The sequence below is a fragment of the Niveispirillum sp. FG156 genome (genome assembly GCF_057809555.1).
In genome coordinates this window covers 1-16,395 of sequence record NZ_JBMDKE010000008.1, presented here as the reverse complement: position 1 = coordinate 16,395, position 16,395 = coordinate 1, and the positions used below count along the sequence as shown (strand labels likewise).

Annotated in this window: 13 protein-coding genes; 1 reads left to right on the top strand and 12 read right to left on the bottom strand. The window is 63.9% G+C overall.

What is annotated here, in order from left to right; all coding sequences use genetic code 11:
* Positions 1–29: 29 nt before the first annotated feature.
* The 9 genes from ACODSP_RS06590 to ACODSP_RS06550 all read right to left on the bottom strand — a co-directional run bounded on the left by ACODSP_RS06590 (position 30) and on the right by ACODSP_RS06550 (position 12,707).
* Positions 30–2,579 carry a 2-hydroxyacyl-CoA dehydratase gene (locus ACODSP_RS06590; RefSeq protein WP_488964825.1) on the bottom strand — a complete coding sequence of 850 codons (2,550 nt, stop codon included), beginning with the start codon at positions 2,577–2,579 and terminating at the stop codon, positions 30–32.
* The gene (locus tag ACODSP_RS06585; RefSeq protein WP_488964824.1) at positions 2,579–3,832 is read right to left on the bottom strand and encodes a CaiB/BaiF CoA transferase family protein; all 1,254 of its coding nucleotides are present in this window, start codon (positions 3,830–3,832) and stop codon (positions 2,579–2,581) included. Before ACODSP_RS06585 ends, ACODSP_RS06590 begins: the two co-directional genes overlap by 1 nt.
* Positions 3,829–5,028: a CaiB/BaiF CoA transferase family protein gene (locus ACODSP_RS06580; RefSeq protein WP_488964823.1), complete on the bottom strand. Its 1,200-nt coding sequence runs from the start codon at positions 5,026–5,028 to the stop codon at positions 3,829–3,831. The genes ACODSP_RS06585 and ACODSP_RS06580 overlap by 4 nt, the downstream gene beginning before the upstream one ends.
* Positions 5,025–6,017 carry a CoA transferase gene (locus tag ACODSP_RS06575; protein WP_488964822.1) on the bottom strand — a complete coding sequence of 331 codons (993 nt, stop codon included), beginning with the start codon at positions 6,015–6,017 and terminating at the stop codon, positions 5,025–5,027. Before ACODSP_RS06575 ends, ACODSP_RS06580 begins: the two co-directional genes overlap by 4 nt.
* Positions 6,018–6,028: 11 nt before the next feature.
* Positions 6,029–7,237 (bottom strand): CaiB/BaiF CoA transferase family protein, encoded by a 1,209-nt coding sequence (locus ACODSP_RS06570; protein WP_488964821.1) that lies wholly within the window; start codon positions 7,235–7,237, stop codon positions 6,029–6,031.
* The gene (gene dctP, locus ACODSP_RS06565) at positions 7,234–8,310 is read right to left on the bottom strand and encodes a TRAP transporter substrate-binding protein DctP (protein WP_488964820.1); all 1,077 of its coding nucleotides are present in this window, start codon (positions 8,308–8,310) and stop codon (positions 7,234–7,236) included. Before dctP ends, ACODSP_RS06570 begins: the two co-directional genes overlap by 4 nt.
* Before the next feature lie 2 nt (positions 8,311–8,312).
* Positions 8,313–9,617, bottom strand: coding sequence for a TRAP transporter large permease (locus ACODSP_RS06560; protein WP_488964819.1), 1,305 nt, complete (start codon positions 9,615–9,617; stop codon positions 8,313–8,315).
* On the bottom strand, positions 9,607–10,017 hold the full coding sequence (locus ACODSP_RS06555; protein ID WP_488964818.1) for a TRAP transporter small permease subunit: 411 nt from the start codon (positions 10,015–10,017) through the stop codon (positions 9,607–9,609). Before ACODSP_RS06555 ends, ACODSP_RS06560 begins: the two co-directional genes overlap by 11 nt.
* Before the next feature lie 296 nt (positions 10,018–10,313).
* A complete protein-coding gene (locus tag ACODSP_RS06550; protein ID WP_488964817.1) occupies positions 10,314–12,707 on the bottom strand; it encodes a TonB-dependent receptor in 2,394 nt (797 codons plus the stop codon).
* 206 nt (positions 12,708–12,913) lie between these two features.
* Here ACODSP_RS06550 and ACODSP_RS06545 point away from each other — a divergent pair, with 206 nt between their 5' ends.
* Positions 12,914–13,387: a MarR family winged helix-turn-helix transcriptional regulator gene (locus ACODSP_RS06545; protein WP_488964816.1), complete on the top strand. Its 474-nt coding sequence runs from the start codon at positions 12,914–12,916 to the stop codon at positions 13,385–13,387.
* Positions 13,388–13,474: 87 nt separating this feature from the next.
* Here ACODSP_RS06545 and ACODSP_RS06540 read toward each other — a convergent pair whose 3' ends face one another.
* The 3 genes from ACODSP_RS06540 to ACODSP_RS06530 are packed head-to-tail and all read right to left on the bottom strand — an operon-like array spanning position 13,475 to position 16,265.
* A complete protein-coding gene (locus tag ACODSP_RS06540; protein ID WP_488964815.1) occupies positions 13,475–14,446 on the bottom strand; it encodes a PDR/VanB family oxidoreductase in 972 nt (323 codons plus the stop codon).
* A gap of 26 nt (positions 14,447–14,472) precedes the next feature.
* Positions 14,473–15,204, bottom strand: coding sequence for a GntR family transcriptional regulator (locus ACODSP_RS06535; RefSeq protein ID WP_054166519.1), 732 nt, complete (start codon positions 15,202–15,204; stop codon positions 14,473–14,475).
* A gap of 11 nt (positions 15,205–15,215) precedes the next feature.
* Positions 15,216–16,265: an aromatic ring-hydroxylating dioxygenase subunit alpha gene (locus ACODSP_RS06530; protein ID WP_488964814.1), complete on the bottom strand. Its 1,050-nt coding sequence runs from the start codon at positions 16,263–16,265 to the stop codon at positions 15,216–15,218.
* Between the last annotated feature and the right edge of the window lie 130 nt (positions 16,266–16,395).

Genomic DNA, 16,395 nt, shown 5'->3' with positions numbered 1-16,395 from the left:
GGCTTGCGGCAATTGCAATGACAGGTGGGTTAGGTCTGAAGCCCCTCAATGAAGCGGGTCACAGCCCTATCGACGGCGGCTGCATCCGCACTTTCCTGATTGTAATTATCCAGGTCCAGGCGCAGCACGGGGATGCCCGCCTCCTCCAGCGCCCGCAGCACAAAAGGATCGGCGTCGGTCAAGGCGACCGCCCCGTGGACCCCATGGATACGGGCATCGCGCACATGCCAGGCCCCAGCCCAGGTGGGCATGCGCAATTCATCACCCATGGTGACGAAACGGGCCGCCAGGGCCCGCATGGGATCACGATCCCGGTCGTGATGGCGGATATAGCCATCGGCGGCCAGCGACAGATACATGGAGCAGACGAAGACCGCGCCATGGCTTTCCTCCCAGCGCTGGTAAAAGGCCATGTCGCTCCACAGGCCACGCCCGACCCACATCAGGCGTACACGCTCATTGGGGCAGGCGGCGTCCCCCGCCGCCGCACGGGCGGCCACTTCCTCATACAGTGCCTTCGCGGCATCGCGGGCCCAGATGGAGCCGCGATGCCATTGCGGCACCATGGTGGCGGGCATCGTATCGACGATGCTGACCGGGGCAGGATGTGTGGCGGCGATCAGGTCGCGGGTACGGCGGTACCATTCCTCCTGTTCATTCACCAGATCCATCACTTCTGCAAAACGGTCGGGATCGAACTGCTTGCCCGTGGCCGTTTCCAGCCGCGCCACATGGGCACGCAATTCCCCTTCCATCAGGTCCAGACGTTCTGGCTCCAGATGCCGGTCCCAATCACCGGGAAGGTCTTCCCACCAATCGGTGGGAATGTGCCAGCGGCTGTCGAAACTGCGCTGATAGAGGTATAGGTCGGCCCCCGTCTCCATCGCCCAATGGCGGAAAATGCGGGCAGTGGCATCCGTACCGGTGACGGCGGCCAGGAAATTCGGCTTTGGCAGACCACCCCAGGGGGCGTTTTCCGCATCATCGTCGAATGCGGCGGCCAGCCCTTGCGCGCTGTAGGCCTCCACATCCGCTGGATAATCCCGGTCGCGCAACAGGCTGAAATAGCGGCCAGATTGCTGTTTCGCTGCCACGATGGAGGCCCACCATTGGTTCACGACAAAGGGAATGTCCATGGCCCGCAGGATTTCCTGCGGCGCATTGGCATTGACGACCGCCAGCGGCGCACCCGCCGCCACCTGTTCCCGCAGGCCCGCAAACCAGTCGCGCTGGAACTGCCCGAAGCTGGCGACGGCGGACAGCGATTTGCGGCTGCGTGTCGGCGGCTTCAAGGCGGCGCGTCCACCGCTGACGCGGGCAGGGGACGGGGATGGCGCCGGGGGTGCTGGCCTTGGTCGGGCCATGGGATCGGCCAGGAATGCGGCCAGGGCAGCGGGCATTTCCCCGCCGCCATCCCAGGTGACGGCCAGGAAGGGTAGGCCGGCAGCGGCGCAGGCGGCACCCAATGGCTTCACATCCCAGGGGGCCGCCTCGTCACCGGGGCGCATGGCGTGCAGCAGGGCCGTTGCACCCGCAACCCGCGCGGCGGCGATAAGGGCGTTGGGATCATCGGGGCTGCGGCGGGCCATGGGGGCGGCTTTAAATTCCCCTCCGTCATCCCGGCGAAAGCCGGGACCCAGGGGCCGAGCGCCCGACCTTGCAGCAGCTTCTATCGACGCAGCGTCTAGGTTTGTTCCTGTGGCTCCTGGGTCCCGGCTTTCGCCGGGATGACGAGGAGGGGCGGAATTTGGGGATACGATATGGTGCGAAAGATCTGGGGACCCACCACACCAGGGGCGGCCCCAATCTTGCGCTTCGCCCAACACCATCGCACTGGCCACTTCCAACCGATCATAAAGCCGGAAATCCTCCTGTGTGCTGCCGGTCAGGAACAGGGTCCGGACGGCGGCAACCGGCGGCGGGGGATCGGCCAGCAGTGCCGACAGGAACGCTTCCACCTGTTCTGGCGGCAGGATGGCGGCGGCGGCCACGATCCGTACAGCCTCCGCACCCGTCAGCTGTCCCGTACGGCGCAGACCCAAGGCCTGCGCCAACAGCACCCGCAGCCGGGCCTCGTCCTTCTCCGCCTGCGCCACATCGCCCACAGGCGTGCCCAGACCGGCCAGCCATTCCCGCAATCGTGTGAAACGGACGGCATTATATCGGGCGGCCTGTTCCCCCCCGCCATGCAGCAGGTCCAGGAAATGCACAGGCCCCAGGCGGTTCTCTGCCTCCCGCGCCAGTTCGCGCAGGGCGGCGAAGACCTGCGGCTGTTCATTATCAGCACTGGTGATCAAGACCGGATCAGGTCTGGCCCCGTTCCCCACCAGCTGTTCCAGCAACGATTTGCCCCGCACCGACAGGCCGGCCCCGCCCATAAGCGCATCCATCATCGGCGTCGGTGCCGTCGTTGGCACCAGCCGGACGGGCAGCAGCCCCGCCGCCCGCACCAAGGCGCGGGGGCCGTCCACGCCTAGCAGGCGCAGGGGGCGATATCCCTGACCTCGAAGCGCTTCAAGCGTTCCGGCGGAGTCATCAGCGGCGGTCAGCAGCGGGGCCAGGGTGGGATGGCGGGCCATCAGATCACCCCTTGCCGCTTCAGGCTTTCCAACTGTTCGGCGCTGTAGCCCGTCAGGCGGGCATAGACATCGCCATTATGCTCCCCGATGGCCACCGGCAGCACGGGATCGAACCCGGTGCGCGCGCCGGAGAACAGGATGGGAATGCCAGCCGTGCGCAGGTCGATGTCGGAGCTGTAGCTGGGATGGGCGATGGGCATGGTCTCATTGCGGGCCATCACGCGCGGATCGACCAGCGCATCCTCGGGATGGCGTACGGGAGCCACGGGCACGCCCTGTGCCTCCAGGGCTGCCACCACATCGACCACCGGCAATTGCTTTGACCAGGCGTTGATCCGCGCCTCCAACTCGGTGGCGTTGGCCACGCGGGCGTCGCGGGTGGCAAATTGTGGGTGCTGGAGCAATTCCACCTGTCCCATGGCGCGGAACAGACCGGCGGCCAGCTTGTCATGCACGGCCACCAGCGCGATGTAACCATCGGCGCATTCGAACACGCCAAAGGGCGACAGGCGCTGTACCGTCAGGCCCGTGCGCGACGGCATGCCGGCGGCGGCCATCGCGGACCAGTTCTCGATGGCGACGAAGGAGGTGAGCGCCCCCAGCATCGACACGTCGATATGCTGCCCCACCCCGGTGCGGTGCCGTTGTTCCAATGCCGCCAGGATACCGATCACGGCAAAGACGGGGGCCAGCATGTCGGCCATGGGCACGCCCATGCGCACCGGCGGCTCCCCCGGCGCGCCCGACGTGTACATGGCGCCCGACAGGGCCTGGATGATCACATCCATGGCCTTGCCACCCTCCGACCCATTAGCCCCGAAGCCGGAGAGGGAGCAATAGATCACGCGCGGATTGGCTTCCCTGGCGGCGTCATAGCCCACACCCAGCCGGTCGGCGGTGCCGCTGGTGAAATTCTCCACGACAATGTCGCAGCCCTTCACCAGATCGGCGAACACCGCCTTGGCGTCCGGATGCTTCAGGTTCAGGCTGATGCCATGTTTGCCGCGTGCGCGGGTTAGGTGGGAGATGGAGATGTCATCCGCGTGCCGACGTTCCACCACCACACCGTCGCGCCCGACATAGGGGCTGTTGTCGCGTGCCAGATCGCCGCCGACCGGGTCCTCCAGCTTGATCACCTCGGCCCCCAGACCCGCCAGCAGCAAGGTTGCGTAGGGTCCTGCCAGGGCGCGGGTCAGATCCAGGACGCGCAGTCCTTCCAGGGGGCGCTGCTGGTTGTTCTCGGTCGTGCTCATGCTCGTGATCCTTGACGGGCGGACAGGGCGCCCTTGTCGCGCAGGGACTGGATGTCGGTTTGGGAAAGGCCGATGCCGGCCAGGATGGTGTCACTGTCGCCACCCGCCGGGGCCGCCGGTCGCGGCGGGGCAGCGGGCGTGTCGGACAGGCGGATGGGCAGGCCGATATGCGGGGCGGTACCGCCGCCGGGCAGCGGCACCTCAAACACCATGCCGCGCACCCGGTTATGCGGATCGGACAGGGCGTCGGGCAGGTTATGCACGGGTGCGAACTGCGTATCCGCCGCCGCCAGGATGTCCAGCCATTCGGCCAGGGTCTTGCTGTGGAAGATGGCGGCCAGGGCGTTCGCGATCTCTTCCCGCCGGCTGACATCCATCTGCAGGGCAGCAAAATCGGGGCGACCAACCGCCACGCAGAAACGCTGCCAGTAGCGGGGTTCCATGTCGGTGGTGGTGATGAAACGCCCGTCCGCCGTTTCCCAAATGCCGCTGTCGGCCCGCCGCTTGCCGCGCCCCGGCACCTTCGACAGGTCGGGATTGCGGGAAATCGTGCTGGCGATCAGGGCCAGGGAGGCGTCGGACATGGCGACATCGACATGCTGACCCCGACCCGTCACACCGCGCGCAATGATCGCGGACAGGATGCCGATGACGGCGTTCGATCCGCTCAACAGATCGGCGACGGGCACGCCGGGGAAGCTGGGCCGGGCGGCATCCTCGCCTATGCGGGACAAAGCCCCGGCGATGGCCAGCGCCACCGGATCATGCCCCGGCTTGTCCCGGTACGGCCCCGTCTGTCCACACAGCGTCACTGACGTATAGATCAGCCTTGGGTTCAGTTCCAGCATGGCGGCGGCACCATAGCCCATGATCTCCATCACGCCGGGCCGGTAATCCTCCACCAATATATCGGCCTTCGCCACCAGCGCCTCGATCACCGGCTGGGCGTCTACGTGACCGGGATCAATGACCAGGCTGCGCTTGTTGCGGGCATAGATGTCGCGGGCGCGCAAGTCCGCGCGGGCGTTCGCATCCAGCTTGTCCCAGCCGAAGACCTGCGCCTGTTTCGCCAATTCGCGCGGGTTTTCCACGCGGATGATGTCGGCGCCCAGATTGCCCAGCATCCAGGTGCAGTAAGGGCCGGGCAGGAACTTGGAGAAATCGATGACCGTCAGGCCGGAAAGCGGACCATTCATCGCGCGTCCTCCCGGTTGGTGCGGAACAGGGGGCCGGGCACCCGGATGGTGCGGCCCGACACGGGATCGTCGAAGGGGACGAAGGCGCTGCGTGCCGCGTGGTGCGCGCTGTTCAGCACATCGTCCGGTTCATCGATGGCCGACAGGCCCATGCCATGGCGGTTGGATTGGTCGGCCAGGAAGGCGCGGGTCTTGGTGGCGAAGAACGCGCCTACCAATTTCTCCCACTCTTTCAGGGTTTCCTGGGCCAAATCGGCGACCAGGATATTCTCCCACTCCACCCCGGCCAGCGGGCCTGCCATATCGTCGGCCTGCATCAGGGCGACCATGGCGCGCATCATGCCGGGATTGTCGACCAGGGCCCAGGTGACCCAGCCATCGGCCACCTTCCAGACCTGATTGACACCGGACTTGCCACGCACCAGCAAATTGCCCTGCCGTCCGCCGACCTTGCCCGCCCAATCCCACATCACCGGCTCCCGGTAATTGGCCAGAACGGCGGATTGATAGGCGGAGACGGTGACGCCCTGGCCCTTATCCTTGCGGGCATGCAACGCCGTCAGCGCCCCGATCACCGCCTGGATGGCGCCCAGCGCATAGGCCTGCTGCCCCGGAAGGCGCAGCGGCTCCTTGTCCGGATCGCCGCCGATATGCAGCAGGCCAGACCTTGCCATCAAGGTCAGGTCGGTGGCCGGGCGGTCGCTACAGGCGAACGGGGTCAGCAGGACATCGATCAGGCGCGGATAATCCGTGATGTCCACGCCCGGCAGCGGCCCGTTGCGCAGCAGGATGTCGGCATTGGACAGCAGCGCCGGCAGGTCGGCATCGGTCAGCGCCATGCAACGCTTGTCCCGGTTCCAGACAGGGTCGGCCTTTCCCCCCCCCGCTGGCACCAGCCGGGTCACGGCGGCACCCAGTTGCGCCAGCATATGGCCCGCCAAGGCACCCAGTTCGCCGGTGGCGTCGATGATGGTCAGATGGTTCAGCATCGTCATCCCCCTCACGCCAGCGCGCCGGTGGCCGTCAGTTCATCGACCGCTGCGGGGTCCATACCCAGTAGGTCGACAAAAACAGCGCGGTTATCGCCGCCCAGCAGCGGCGGCGGGCCGACATGGATGGCGGCATCGGAAAAGCGCAGGGGCGGCCCCGGCATCTCGCAGTCGCCCAGCCTATCATGGCGGACGCGGTGGTAATGGCCGGCCCGTTCCAGTTCGGCATCGGTAAAGACATCCCGCCCGTCATTCACCGCCTCCGCCGGCACTCCTGCGGCGGATAGGCAGTCGGCCAGCCGGTGCTTGTCCTGGGTGGCCGTCCAGGCAGACAGCAGCGCGCGCAGATCGCCCGCATGGGCCTTTCGGCCTTCCAGCGTGGCGAAACGCGGATCATCGATCCCCGACAGTCCGGCCAGAACCCGCCAGTCCGCATCGTCGCGGACCGCAATGGCGCACCATTGATCGGGACCGCGACAGGGGAAAAGGCCATGCGGTTCCATGCGCGGATCGTTATTCCCGCGTCGCGGCTCAATCCCGCGCTGACCATCGGCCAGACAATCCGATGTGACCAGCATCATCGGCTCCACCTGCGACACGTCCAGATGCTGGCCCTCGCCCGTGACCCGTCGATGTTCCAATGCTGCCAGCACCGCCACCGTCGCCATCATGGGGGCCACCACATCGCCATAGGCGAAGGGGGCCATGTGCGGCCCCCGGTCGGGCCAGCCGGACAGGGCGGCGAAACCGGACAGGGCAGCCGCCGAATTGCCATAACCACGCAGGTCCGACAGGGGGCCGGTACGCCCGGCCACACTGACCGACAGCAGGATGATGTCAGGCTTGATGGATTTCAGAACGTCCCAGGACAGGCCGATCCGGTCCATGTAGCCCTTGCCAAAATTCTCCACCACCACATCGGCCCAGGCGATCAGCTTCTTCGCCACCTCGATCCCGCGCGGATCGTTCAGGTTGATGGTGACACCCTGCTTGCCGGTATTGGTGATGGCAAAGAAGGCGGATGCATCATGGTGCCGCTTTCCATCCTTGAAGGGCGGGGACAGGCGGCCAAGGTCCAGGCGCTTGGCGCTTTCCACCTTGATGACGGTGGCGCCGTAATCGGCCAGATCCTTTGTGGCGCGCGGACCGGCGCCGACCCAGCTGAAATCAGCGATCCGCAACCCAGACAGGGGGCGTTCCAGGGGGCCTTCGCGTGTCATGGCGATTGCTCCGTTTGGCTGTTGAAACAGGCGGGTGTCTCCCCCCGCCCTCGGGCCGCGATCAGTTCCTGGGCATGGGCCAGGATCGGATGACCATCGACGTTGAAGTGCGACAGTTCATCCGCGATGCGGCGGGCGTTCTGTGCGTATAGCGCCCGGAACCGTTCCTGATCCGCTGGGGGCAGGGCGTCGGTGATGCGCATGCCCAGCGCCTTGCCCTTTTCCATGCCGCGATCCTCGGCACTCAGTATCTGGCGGGACAATGCCGCTTCCCAGATCGGCTGCGCGTCTTTCAGTACCTGACGCAGTTCCGGCGTCAGGCGTTGCCAGGCCTTGTCTGACATGGCGCGGGCCGGATAGGCGCCACGGTCGAAATGCAGACCGGTGAAATAAGAGGCAACCTCGCCAAAGTGCAGGGAATGGACGGTGTCGACCGGAGCCACCACTCCGTCGATCACACCCTTGGCCAGGGCTGAATAGACCTCTCCCATCGGCATGTTCACAGGATCGGCACCCAGGTCACGCAGCACGCCCAGCGCCTCCGTCTGTGCGCGCAGGCGCAGGCCACGCAGGTCTTCCAGCTTCTCGATCGGCTTGTGCCGGGTCAGGACGCCGGGGAAGTTACCGCCCTGCACGGCCAGGACATGCAGACCCTGCAATTCCTGACTGAACACGGGGAAGGCGGCTTCCAGGCATTTATAGATGGCGACCTGATCGGGCAGGTCCTTGATCCCGCCATAGAAACCTGCCTGTCCACGCAGCGCATGGGCGCCGCCACGGGCGTAGATGGGCGTGATCAGACCGATATCGGCCACGCCATGGCGGATTTCCACCATGCTCTGATCCGACGTAATCAGTGATCCGGACCAGAAGGGCTTGATCACCAGCGTGCCGCCGGACTTTTCCGTGATGGCCTGCATCCATTCGATGTCCGCCTTGCTGAACGGATGGCCGGGCGGATAGGGGCTGGCATAGGACAGGGTGATGGTGCCGGGCGCTTCTTCCTTGCCACTACAGGCGGACAGGGCAAGCAGGGCACCGGCGGCCAGAAGGCGGGTCAGTTGCTTGGCCATCTTCATGCTCCCAGCACCTTGGGCAGCCAGAGCGTCACCGCCGGGAAGGCGATGATGACCGCAAGATGCACGAAATCGATGGCGAGGAAGGGCACGATGCCCCGGAAGATGGTGCCCAGCGGGATATCCTTGGCGATGCCATGGATGACGTAGCAGTTCAGGCCCAGCGGTGGATGCACGAACCCGATTTCCATGGTCCGCACCAAAAAGATGCCGAACCAGATGGGTGACAGGCCCAGATCGATAATGATCGGCAGGAAGATCGGTGCCGTTAGCAGCATCAGCGCCAACCCATCCAGGAACGATCCCAGCACAAGCAGCAGCAGGGTCATCACCAGCACGGCGGCCAGCGGCCCCGCATCCAGATCAGCGACCAGGGCCGACATATGCCCCGTGATGCCCGTCAGGCTGATGAAAGTGGAAAACAGGATGGCGCCGATGATGACGACATAGATCATGCCGGTGGTACGCAGCGTATCCGACAGGGCCTTGGTCATGGCGGCCCGCGTCAGGGCACCCCGGATGGCACACAGCAGGAAGGAACCCACGGCCCCGACCGATGCGGCCTCCGTCGGGGTGAACCAGCCGACCATCAGGCCACCGACCACGAACATGACCAGGGCCACGATATCGATGATGCGCCGCAGGGCCGGCAGCCGGTCCCGCCACGGCACCCGCGCCGTCTTCGGCCCCAGTTCGGGCCAGATGCGGCACAGGATGTAGATGCCGATCATGTAGAACAGGGCCTGGCTCAAACCGGGGATCACGGCGGCGGCGAACAGGCGACCGATGGATTGTTCAGCGATGATACCGAACACGATCAGGGCGCCGGACGGCGGGATCAGCGCGCCCAAGGTGCCGCCGGCGGCCAGCGCCCCGGTGGCAAAGGCAGGAGAGTAATTATGCTTGCGCATCTCCGGCAGCGCTACCGACCCGATGGTGGCGGCGGTCGCCAGGCTGGACCCGCTGATCGCCCCGAACCCGGCGCAGCCAGCGATGGACGCAAGGGCCAGACCGCCGGGCCGGTGCCCGATGAAACGGGCCGCCGCGTCAAAGAAATCCCGGCTGGCACCCGCCGCGAAGCACAGATGCGCCATCAGCAGGAACAGCGGCAGCACGCCCAATTCGTATTTGGCGATGGTCTCAAACGCCACCACCCCGGCCTTGATCAGGGCCGCTTCCGGCGTGACCAGGATGGCGATACCGCCGGCCCCGACAGCAGCCAGCGCCACACCGATGGGCAGACCCAGCGTCAGCAAGGTCAGCAGCGCGATGATGCCTAGGGCACCCCAAATTTCAGGACTCATGGTTGCCTCCCTTGCCCAGCGCGCGCATCAGGAACAGAAGGGCGATCAGCAGGCAGGAACCGACCCACACCACCCGCAGCCAGCGCAGGGGCAGGCCCAGGATTTCCGTCACCTCAAACCCACTCCACAGGTCCGCGGCGACCCAGGCCGACCCGGCGGCCAGGAACAGGAAGAACAGGCAGCAGGCAAAATCCGACGCCCGGTCGTAGCGCTGATGCCAGGTCGGCCCCAGCCGTTCGATCAGGATGTGAACGCGGGCATGGGCACCGGACAGGGTGGCCCCCACCATGGCGGCCGATGCAGCCAGGACCACACTGGCCTGCACCACCTCAATGGCGCCCAGCAGGGTGAAGCCTACATGCCGGCCCAGCACCGCAATGGCATCTGCCGACATGGCCATCAACAGCCCGGCCGCCCCCAGCACAAATGAGACCCGGGTCAGCAGCCCGCCACCGGATGAGGGTGGTTTGTCAAAGCGTTGAACCAAGATGCCTCCCGTTCGTCTTCTCTTTGCCCCTCTCTTCCGTCATCCCCGCGAAAGCGGGGACCCAGCGAGAGGCGCGGTCAGCGCCGATATAATCCTTATCGCGGCAGACGCCGCTCTACGCTGGGTCCCCGCTTTCGCGGGGATGACGGTTGGGGCTAGATTGACCCTCTTCCACCTACATCAGACAAACTCTACCCGTAGTGCCGCCCTCAGAACGTCACCCGGATACCGCCATAGGTCATGCGCGGCGGCTTGTAGGTGACCATCTGGTTGCCATTGGCGGGCGACGCGACGCCATTGGCGATGACGGCCTTGTTACCGATGTTGCTCATCGCCACGAACAATTCCCAGCCACCGGTGGCGGGCACAAATGTGATGCGACCATCGAAGACGTCATAGGCGTCCTGGGCCACGGCGGCGGTATTGTCGATATCGATGAAATAGCTGCTGGAATGGCGCCAATCGCCACGCAGGCGGACCGCCGCACCGTCCGCCGACACCGGCACCTCATATGTCAGGCCCAGATTACCTGTGAATTTCGGCACGAAGGGCAGTTCGTTCTTCAGACCCAGCAGCACCGTGCCCGCCGTCGCCTGCTGCGGCAGCAGTTTGGTGAACTTAAAATCGGTATAGCCCAGACCTGCCTGCAGGGTCAGCCCCTCAGCCAGCAATGCCGTCGCTTCGGCTTCCAGCCCCTTGATCTCCCCATCGCCGCCATTGGTTTCCAGGCGGATGAAGGCGCCCGTGGCATCGGTGGTGTTCCGGGTGATCTGGATGTCGTTATATTCGCTGAAATAGGCGGCGAGGTTCAGGCGCAGGCGACGGTCGAAGAAGTCGCCCTTGAATCCGGCCTCATAGGCCGTCAGCTTTTCCGGATCGAAGGTGTTGAACAGATCGGCGCGGGTCGGGCGACCATTCACGCCACCGGCCTTGAACCCCTTGGACCAGGATACATAGGCCATCATGTTGCTGTCGAACTTGTATTCCGCCCCCAGCTTGGGCGTGAACACATCCCAGGTGTCGCCCGCCTTGACGTTGTTGAAGCTGACCAGATTGTTCTGCAGGGGTCGGACCTCGTAATAGCGGAAGTCCTTCTTCTCCTTGCTGATACGCGCCCCGGCGGTCAGGCTGAACGCATCCGTGACCTTGTATCCGGCATGGGCGAAGGCGGCGTAGGACGATCCGTCCAGCCAGCGGTTGCCCAGACGCATCTGGTCATATCGCAGATTGTTGGCATTATTGGCACCACCCAGACAGCTGGCCGGACCCGTCCCGTTGGCGGGGCAGGTGGTGGCGGCGACACCCGGCGGGGAGATGGAGCGATTGGGTGCCGCGCGCAGCGCCTCCACCAGACCCACCAGCTGACGTGAGGACTGCGTATCCTGGGCCTTTTCCTCAAAGTACCAAAGGCCGACCAGCCAGTTCAGGCGATCGTCAAAACCGTCACCGCTGAACTGGAATTCCTGGCTGAACTGGTGCTGCTGTACGCTGATCCCGGCAGAGGCCACGATATCGGCGGGGGTGCCGTCGGCATCGGCCTTGCTGCGTACGTCCAGGTCACGATAGGCAGTAATGGACTTCACCCCGATCATTCCGGGGTCCCAATCCACCACGCCGGACACGCCCCAGACATCGGAATTGGCGTAGCTGGTGGAGGTGGAATAGGTGGTCCAGGGCTTGGGCGCCACCCAGCGATTATCATAGGTCAGGCCCTGCGGGGCCAGCACGACGCGGTTATACAGCTCGATATTCGGCGCCGCTGCCGCCGTATTGAAAATACCGACCGCCTGATAATCGGTCGCGGCCTGCCGTTCACGGGTCACGTCGCCCGACAGCGTCACCTGCAGCGTGTCGGTTGGTGTCCAGGCCAGGGTGGCGCGGCCGCTGCGGACATTCACGTCATTGCCGTTGCGCTTCGTGCCATCGGCGGAAGGCAGCAGACGCTTGTAATAGCCATCCTGATCGCGCGACAGGGCGCTAACCCGCAGCGCCAGCTTATCTTCGACCAGTGGCACATTGACGGAACCACCGACATCCATGCGACCATAATTGCCGACACGCAGTTCCGCGACCCCACCAAACTCATCACTGGGTGCCTTGGTGCTGATATTCAGCGCACCGCCAGAGGTATTCTTGCCAAACAGCGTGCCCTGCGGCCCGCGCAGCACTTCCACCCGTTCGATATCCAGCAGTTCCAGAACCGCACCGGGCGCGCGCGCCAGATAGACGCCGTCGATATAAATGCCGACCGCCGGGTCCTTGGTGATGATGAAGTCGGGCTGCCCGACGCCACGGATGAACAGCTGCGCAAAATTGCTGCCGCCGGAACCGTTGCCAGAGGTGGTCATCTGGAAATTCGGGGTGGCATCGGCCACACCCTTCAGATCGACAACACCCTTTTCGCGCAGATCCTCGGCGGTCAGGGCCGTGATGGCGATGGGCGTGTCCTGAAGGTTCGTGGAACGGCGCTCCGCCGTCACGATGATCTCTTCCAGCACGATGGGGGCTGCGGCCTGCTGGGCCTGGGCCATGGCGGGGATAGCGTAAAGACCGACGGCCAGCGCAATGGGCGCGGCGCCGCGAGGCGTCCACTTCTGGAACATTTCATCCTCCCTGGATGTGCGGGCGGGGTTCTTTGCCCCGTCTGAAGGCACTCTCGCCTTTCGTTATCGTTCATAACATAGACGGTTGATGTTAACAACTATCTAATTTCCTGAATGCGATCCCGGAGAACGGAATTTGCGGACAGAGTGATCAGCATACGGTATCAAGGTTTTGTGCAAATCCTGCTCCCTTTCCGATGATGACCATGGCGAATGACAAGATCGATGCGGCCGACCAGCCGGAGATTGACCTGGGCCGACTGGGTGACTTCATCGGCTTCCGGCTGCGCCGTATCCAGAACCACCTGTCACGCAATTTCTCTGCCCGTAATGCGGAATGGAACCTTCGCTCCGGATTGTTCAGTTCGCTGGCCATAATCTCGGCAAACCCTGGGATTTCCCAGAACCTCCTATCGCGGGAGGTGGGGTTGGACAAGTCGGCGACGGTGCAGATTGTTGACGATCTGGAAGGCCGTGGTTGGGCTGAACGCCGCCGGTCCACGAATGATCGGCGCTACTATGAACTGGTGGTGACGCCAAAGGGGCGGGACGCCCTGGACCAGTTATTCGCCAATCTGGAAGAGACGGAACGGGACGTGATGGCCCATCTGTCGGATGCTGAACGTGTCCTGCTGCTGGGGCTGCTGGATCAGGTCTATCAGCGCTGCTTCAAGGGCTGAGTCCTGACACTATTTAGTTATGTGACATCACCAAAATAGGAAAGGCCAGGTGGCTCAAAACCACCTGGCCTTTATCCTATCGATTGCTTATGGCCGATAGCCTGTGTCGATCACCGCTGCGCCGCCGGCAATCCGGGATACGCAGGCACAAAGTTTCGATCCTTCACGTTTTTCCGATTCTGCCAGGAAAACATCGCGATGATCGATCTCTCCACTGTGATTCAGCACATCGACGGCACAGAGACCACATTCACCGCGTCGGCAATCATGGATCATCGGAATGCCGGCATCGGCCAGCGCATCCAGCAGGGATTGGTCCGATGGTACAGTGACCTCGCCGTCATATCCCAACACCCGGACGGTGAACGGTGTTTCGGTGAAACGACCGGTGTCGCCAAATACCTCGTACCGGAACCGGCTGGTGGAGCGTCCCGCCTTGGCCCAAGCGCGCTTTGCGGCCTCCAGCATCGGCAAGGGGCCGCAGATATAAAGCTCCCCGTCGGGTGACAGATTGGCGATGACCTTGTCGAGATCGATCATCGCACCCTGATCTTGCGGATGGACAGCCAGCCGTTCCCCCAGCAGGGTGCGCAACGGGTCGATGAAAGGCATCGCGGTCAGGCTCTGCCCCCCATATTCCATGCGTACTGACGCGCCGCGCGCCATCAATGCCTGTGCCATGCCATAGATCGGCGTCACCCCGATGCCACCGGCCAGCAGCAGATACTCAGGCGCACGCCAGGACAGGTCGAACCTGTTCTCCGGCGTCGTGATCCGCACCTTGTCGCCCGGTTTCAGGCCGAACATGAAGCGTGATCCGCCCCGGCTGTTGGGATGCAGTTTAACCCCGACCGCGACATGGCCAGGGGCTGCGTCGGGCAAACAGGAATAGGTGCGGATGGCGTGGCCCGATCCGATGCTGGCACGGATCGCGATATGCGAACCGGGATCGAAAGCCGGAAGGGGAAAGGCCGCCGCAAACTCGATACGGCGTACCCCCTCGGCAATGTCATCAACACGTACGATGTCGGCATCAAGCCAGACGGCATCATTCTTCATTCTGATTTCCTCGCCTATGGGATGGCTTAGCAAGCAACCAAGGCCAGGGCAGGGAAGCGGCGCAAGGCATCGCTGCCGCCCTCCATCACCTGTTCCAGGTTGCGCCGCGCCAACCGCGCATGCTCCCGCGCCACGGCCTCGGCCCTGGCGCCTTCACGCAGACCGATGGCCTCTACCAAGGCGCGGTGCTGCGCCTGTGCCAGGACCAGTGAATGCGGCACCACCGTTGATCCGGGCTTGTCCAGAAAGGCGCTGGGTGATGCGAAGGGAAGGCGGGTGATCCTGTCGATCTCCCGCTCAATCGTCTCGCTACCCGACAGGCCGGAGAGAAGCGCATGGAATTCCGCATTCAGCGCCGTATAGCGGTCCAATGGCGGGTTTGCCATATCACTGACCATCACGGCGTCGATACCGTCCAGCACCCGGTTGATGGCGATCATCCGCCTTGGCTCAACGCCCCGCTCCGCCGCCAGACGTGCGGCGGTGCCTTCCAGCACGCCGCGCAACTCAATGGCGTCGATGGCCTCGTCCATCGTGAAACGGCGCGGGATGTGGCCGCCGGATGGCACGCGTTCCAGCAGCCCTTCCTGTTCCAGCCGGGCCAGCGCCGCGCGGATCGGTGTACGGGAAATGCCCAGCCTTTCCGCCAGCCCCGGCTCCGACAGCCTTTCCCCCGGTTCCACATCGCCGCGCAGAATCAGATCGCGGATGCCGGCCAGGGCACGCACCGTCTGTGCGGCGTCCTTGTTATAGCTCATGCTTCCCGTCCCTATTCAGCAGCGGCGGACAGGGTGGGGCGGTTTTCCTTCTCGACCATCCGGTCGATCAAGCGGCGGGCCCACATCGACCCGGCATCGATATTCAGATTGTAGAAAATATGGCCGGGATTATCGTCGATGGCCCGCTGTTGCGCTTCCAGGATCTGTTCATCCTCCCGGAAAATGCCGGCGACACCTTCCCTGATCTTATGGGTGCGGGCCTGATTATGGATGTCGAAATTCCGCGCGAACGCCCAGAAATAGTGACAGGTCGTCTCCGTCTCGGGCGTCAGACAGTTGATGACGCGTCCATCCACGCCCTTTGACCGGTCCCCCTCCGGTGCGCCCGTGCCGGTGGGCGCCACACCAACCTCGATAATGATGGTGGAGGGGGCGGTGAAATTGATGATCTGCCAGCGATCGACGTGATCCTTGCGGCCAAGATTATCGGCCCAGAAGGGCGGTGCCTCGATATCCGTCATCCAGCGGGTGATGGTGGCGGTGGTATCGGAATGGGTGGCGGTGAAGGGCGCCTCCGCCACGGCATGGTTGCCGATGGAACTGCCATGCACGAAGGTTTCGTGCGTCAGATCCATCAGATTATCGACCACCAGCCGGTAATCGCACTTGGCATGGATCACCTTGCCATCAGCAGCCCAGGTCGGGTCATTGTTCCAATGGATGTCCGGTATCAGGGCCGGGTCGGCCAGGGACGGATCACCCGGCCAGATCCACAGAAACCGGTAACGTTCCACCAGCGGATAGCTTTTCACACAGGCTGATGGGTTGATGGTCTGTTGCGACGGCATGTATACACATCGCCCAGTATCATCATAGGCCAGACCATGATAGCCGCAAATAACGCGGTCTTCTTCCAGCCGCCCCAATGACAGGGGCAGCAACCGGTGCCAGCAGGCATCGGCCAGGGCAACCGCAGAGCCGTCCAGCTTTCGATAGAGAACCACCTGTTTGCCGCAGATTGTGCGGGGTAGAAGCTTGCGCCCAACCTCCACATCATAAGCCGCCACATACCATGCGTTCAGGGGAAAACGCGCAGCCATCGGTCACCCTCCCATTGTTATGTTTCATAATCTAAATAGCTGTATACAGATAATCAGATTATGAGTCGATGTCTAATACCAAGAGCCTTAGGTTTTGCCCCACGCCCAGTCTCTGGTTCCAATTGACATG

What these genes read in the sequence shown, in the direction of transcription:
- ACODSP_RS06540 (WP_488964815.1), bottom strand. Translation starts at nt 14,446, where the DNA reads ATGAAGAATGATGCCGTCTGGCTTGATGCCGACATCGTACGTGTTGAT.
- ACODSP_RS06575 (WP_488964822.1), bottom strand. Translation starts at nt 6,017, where the DNA reads ATGCTGAACCATCTGACCATCATCGACGCCACCGGCGAACTGGGTGCC.
- ACODSP_RS06545 (WP_488964816.1), top strand. Translation starts at nt 12,914, where the DNA reads ATGGCGAATGACAAGATCGATGCGGCCGACCAGCCGGAGATTGACCTG.
- ACODSP_RS06535 (WP_054166519.1), bottom strand. Translation starts at nt 15,204, where the DNA reads ATGAGCTATAACAAGGACGCCGCACAGACGGTGCGTGCCCTGGCCGGC.
- ACODSP_RS06530 (WP_488964814.1), bottom strand. Translation starts at nt 16,265, where the DNA reads ATGGCTGCGCGTTTTCCCCTGAACGCATGGTATGTGGCGGCTTATGAT.
- ACODSP_RS06585 (WP_488964824.1), bottom strand. Translation starts at nt 3,832, where the DNA reads ATGAGCACGACCGAGAACAACCAGCAGCGCCCCCTGGAAGGACTGCGC.
- dctP (WP_488964820.1), bottom strand. Translation starts at nt 8,310, where the DNA reads ATGGCCAAGCAACTGACCCGCCTTCTGGCCGCCGGTGCCCTGCTTGCC.
- ACODSP_RS06590 (WP_488964825.1), bottom strand. Translation starts at nt 2,579, where the DNA reads ATGGCCCGCCATCCCACCCTGGCCCCGCTGCTGACCGCCGCTGATGAC.
- ACODSP_RS06580 (WP_488964823.1), bottom strand. Translation starts at nt 5,028, where the DNA reads ATGAATGGTCCGCTTTCCGGCCTGACGGTCATCGATTTCTCCAAGTTC.
- ACODSP_RS06550 (WP_488964817.1), bottom strand. Translation starts at nt 12,707, where the DNA reads ATGTTCCAGAAGTGGACGCCTCGCGGCGCCGCGCCCATTGCGCTGGCC.
- ACODSP_RS06555 (WP_488964818.1), bottom strand. Translation starts at nt 10,017, where the DNA reads ATGGCCATGTCGGCAGATGCCATTGCGGTGCTGGGCCGGCATGTAGGC.
- ACODSP_RS06570 (WP_488964821.1), bottom strand. Translation starts at nt 7,237, where the DNA reads ATGACACGCGAAGGCCCCCTGGAACGCCCCCTGTCTGGGTTGCGGATC.
- ACODSP_RS06560 (WP_488964819.1), bottom strand. Translation starts at nt 9,617, where the DNA reads ATGAGTCCTGAAATTTGGGGTGCCCTAGGCATCATCGCGCTGCTGACC.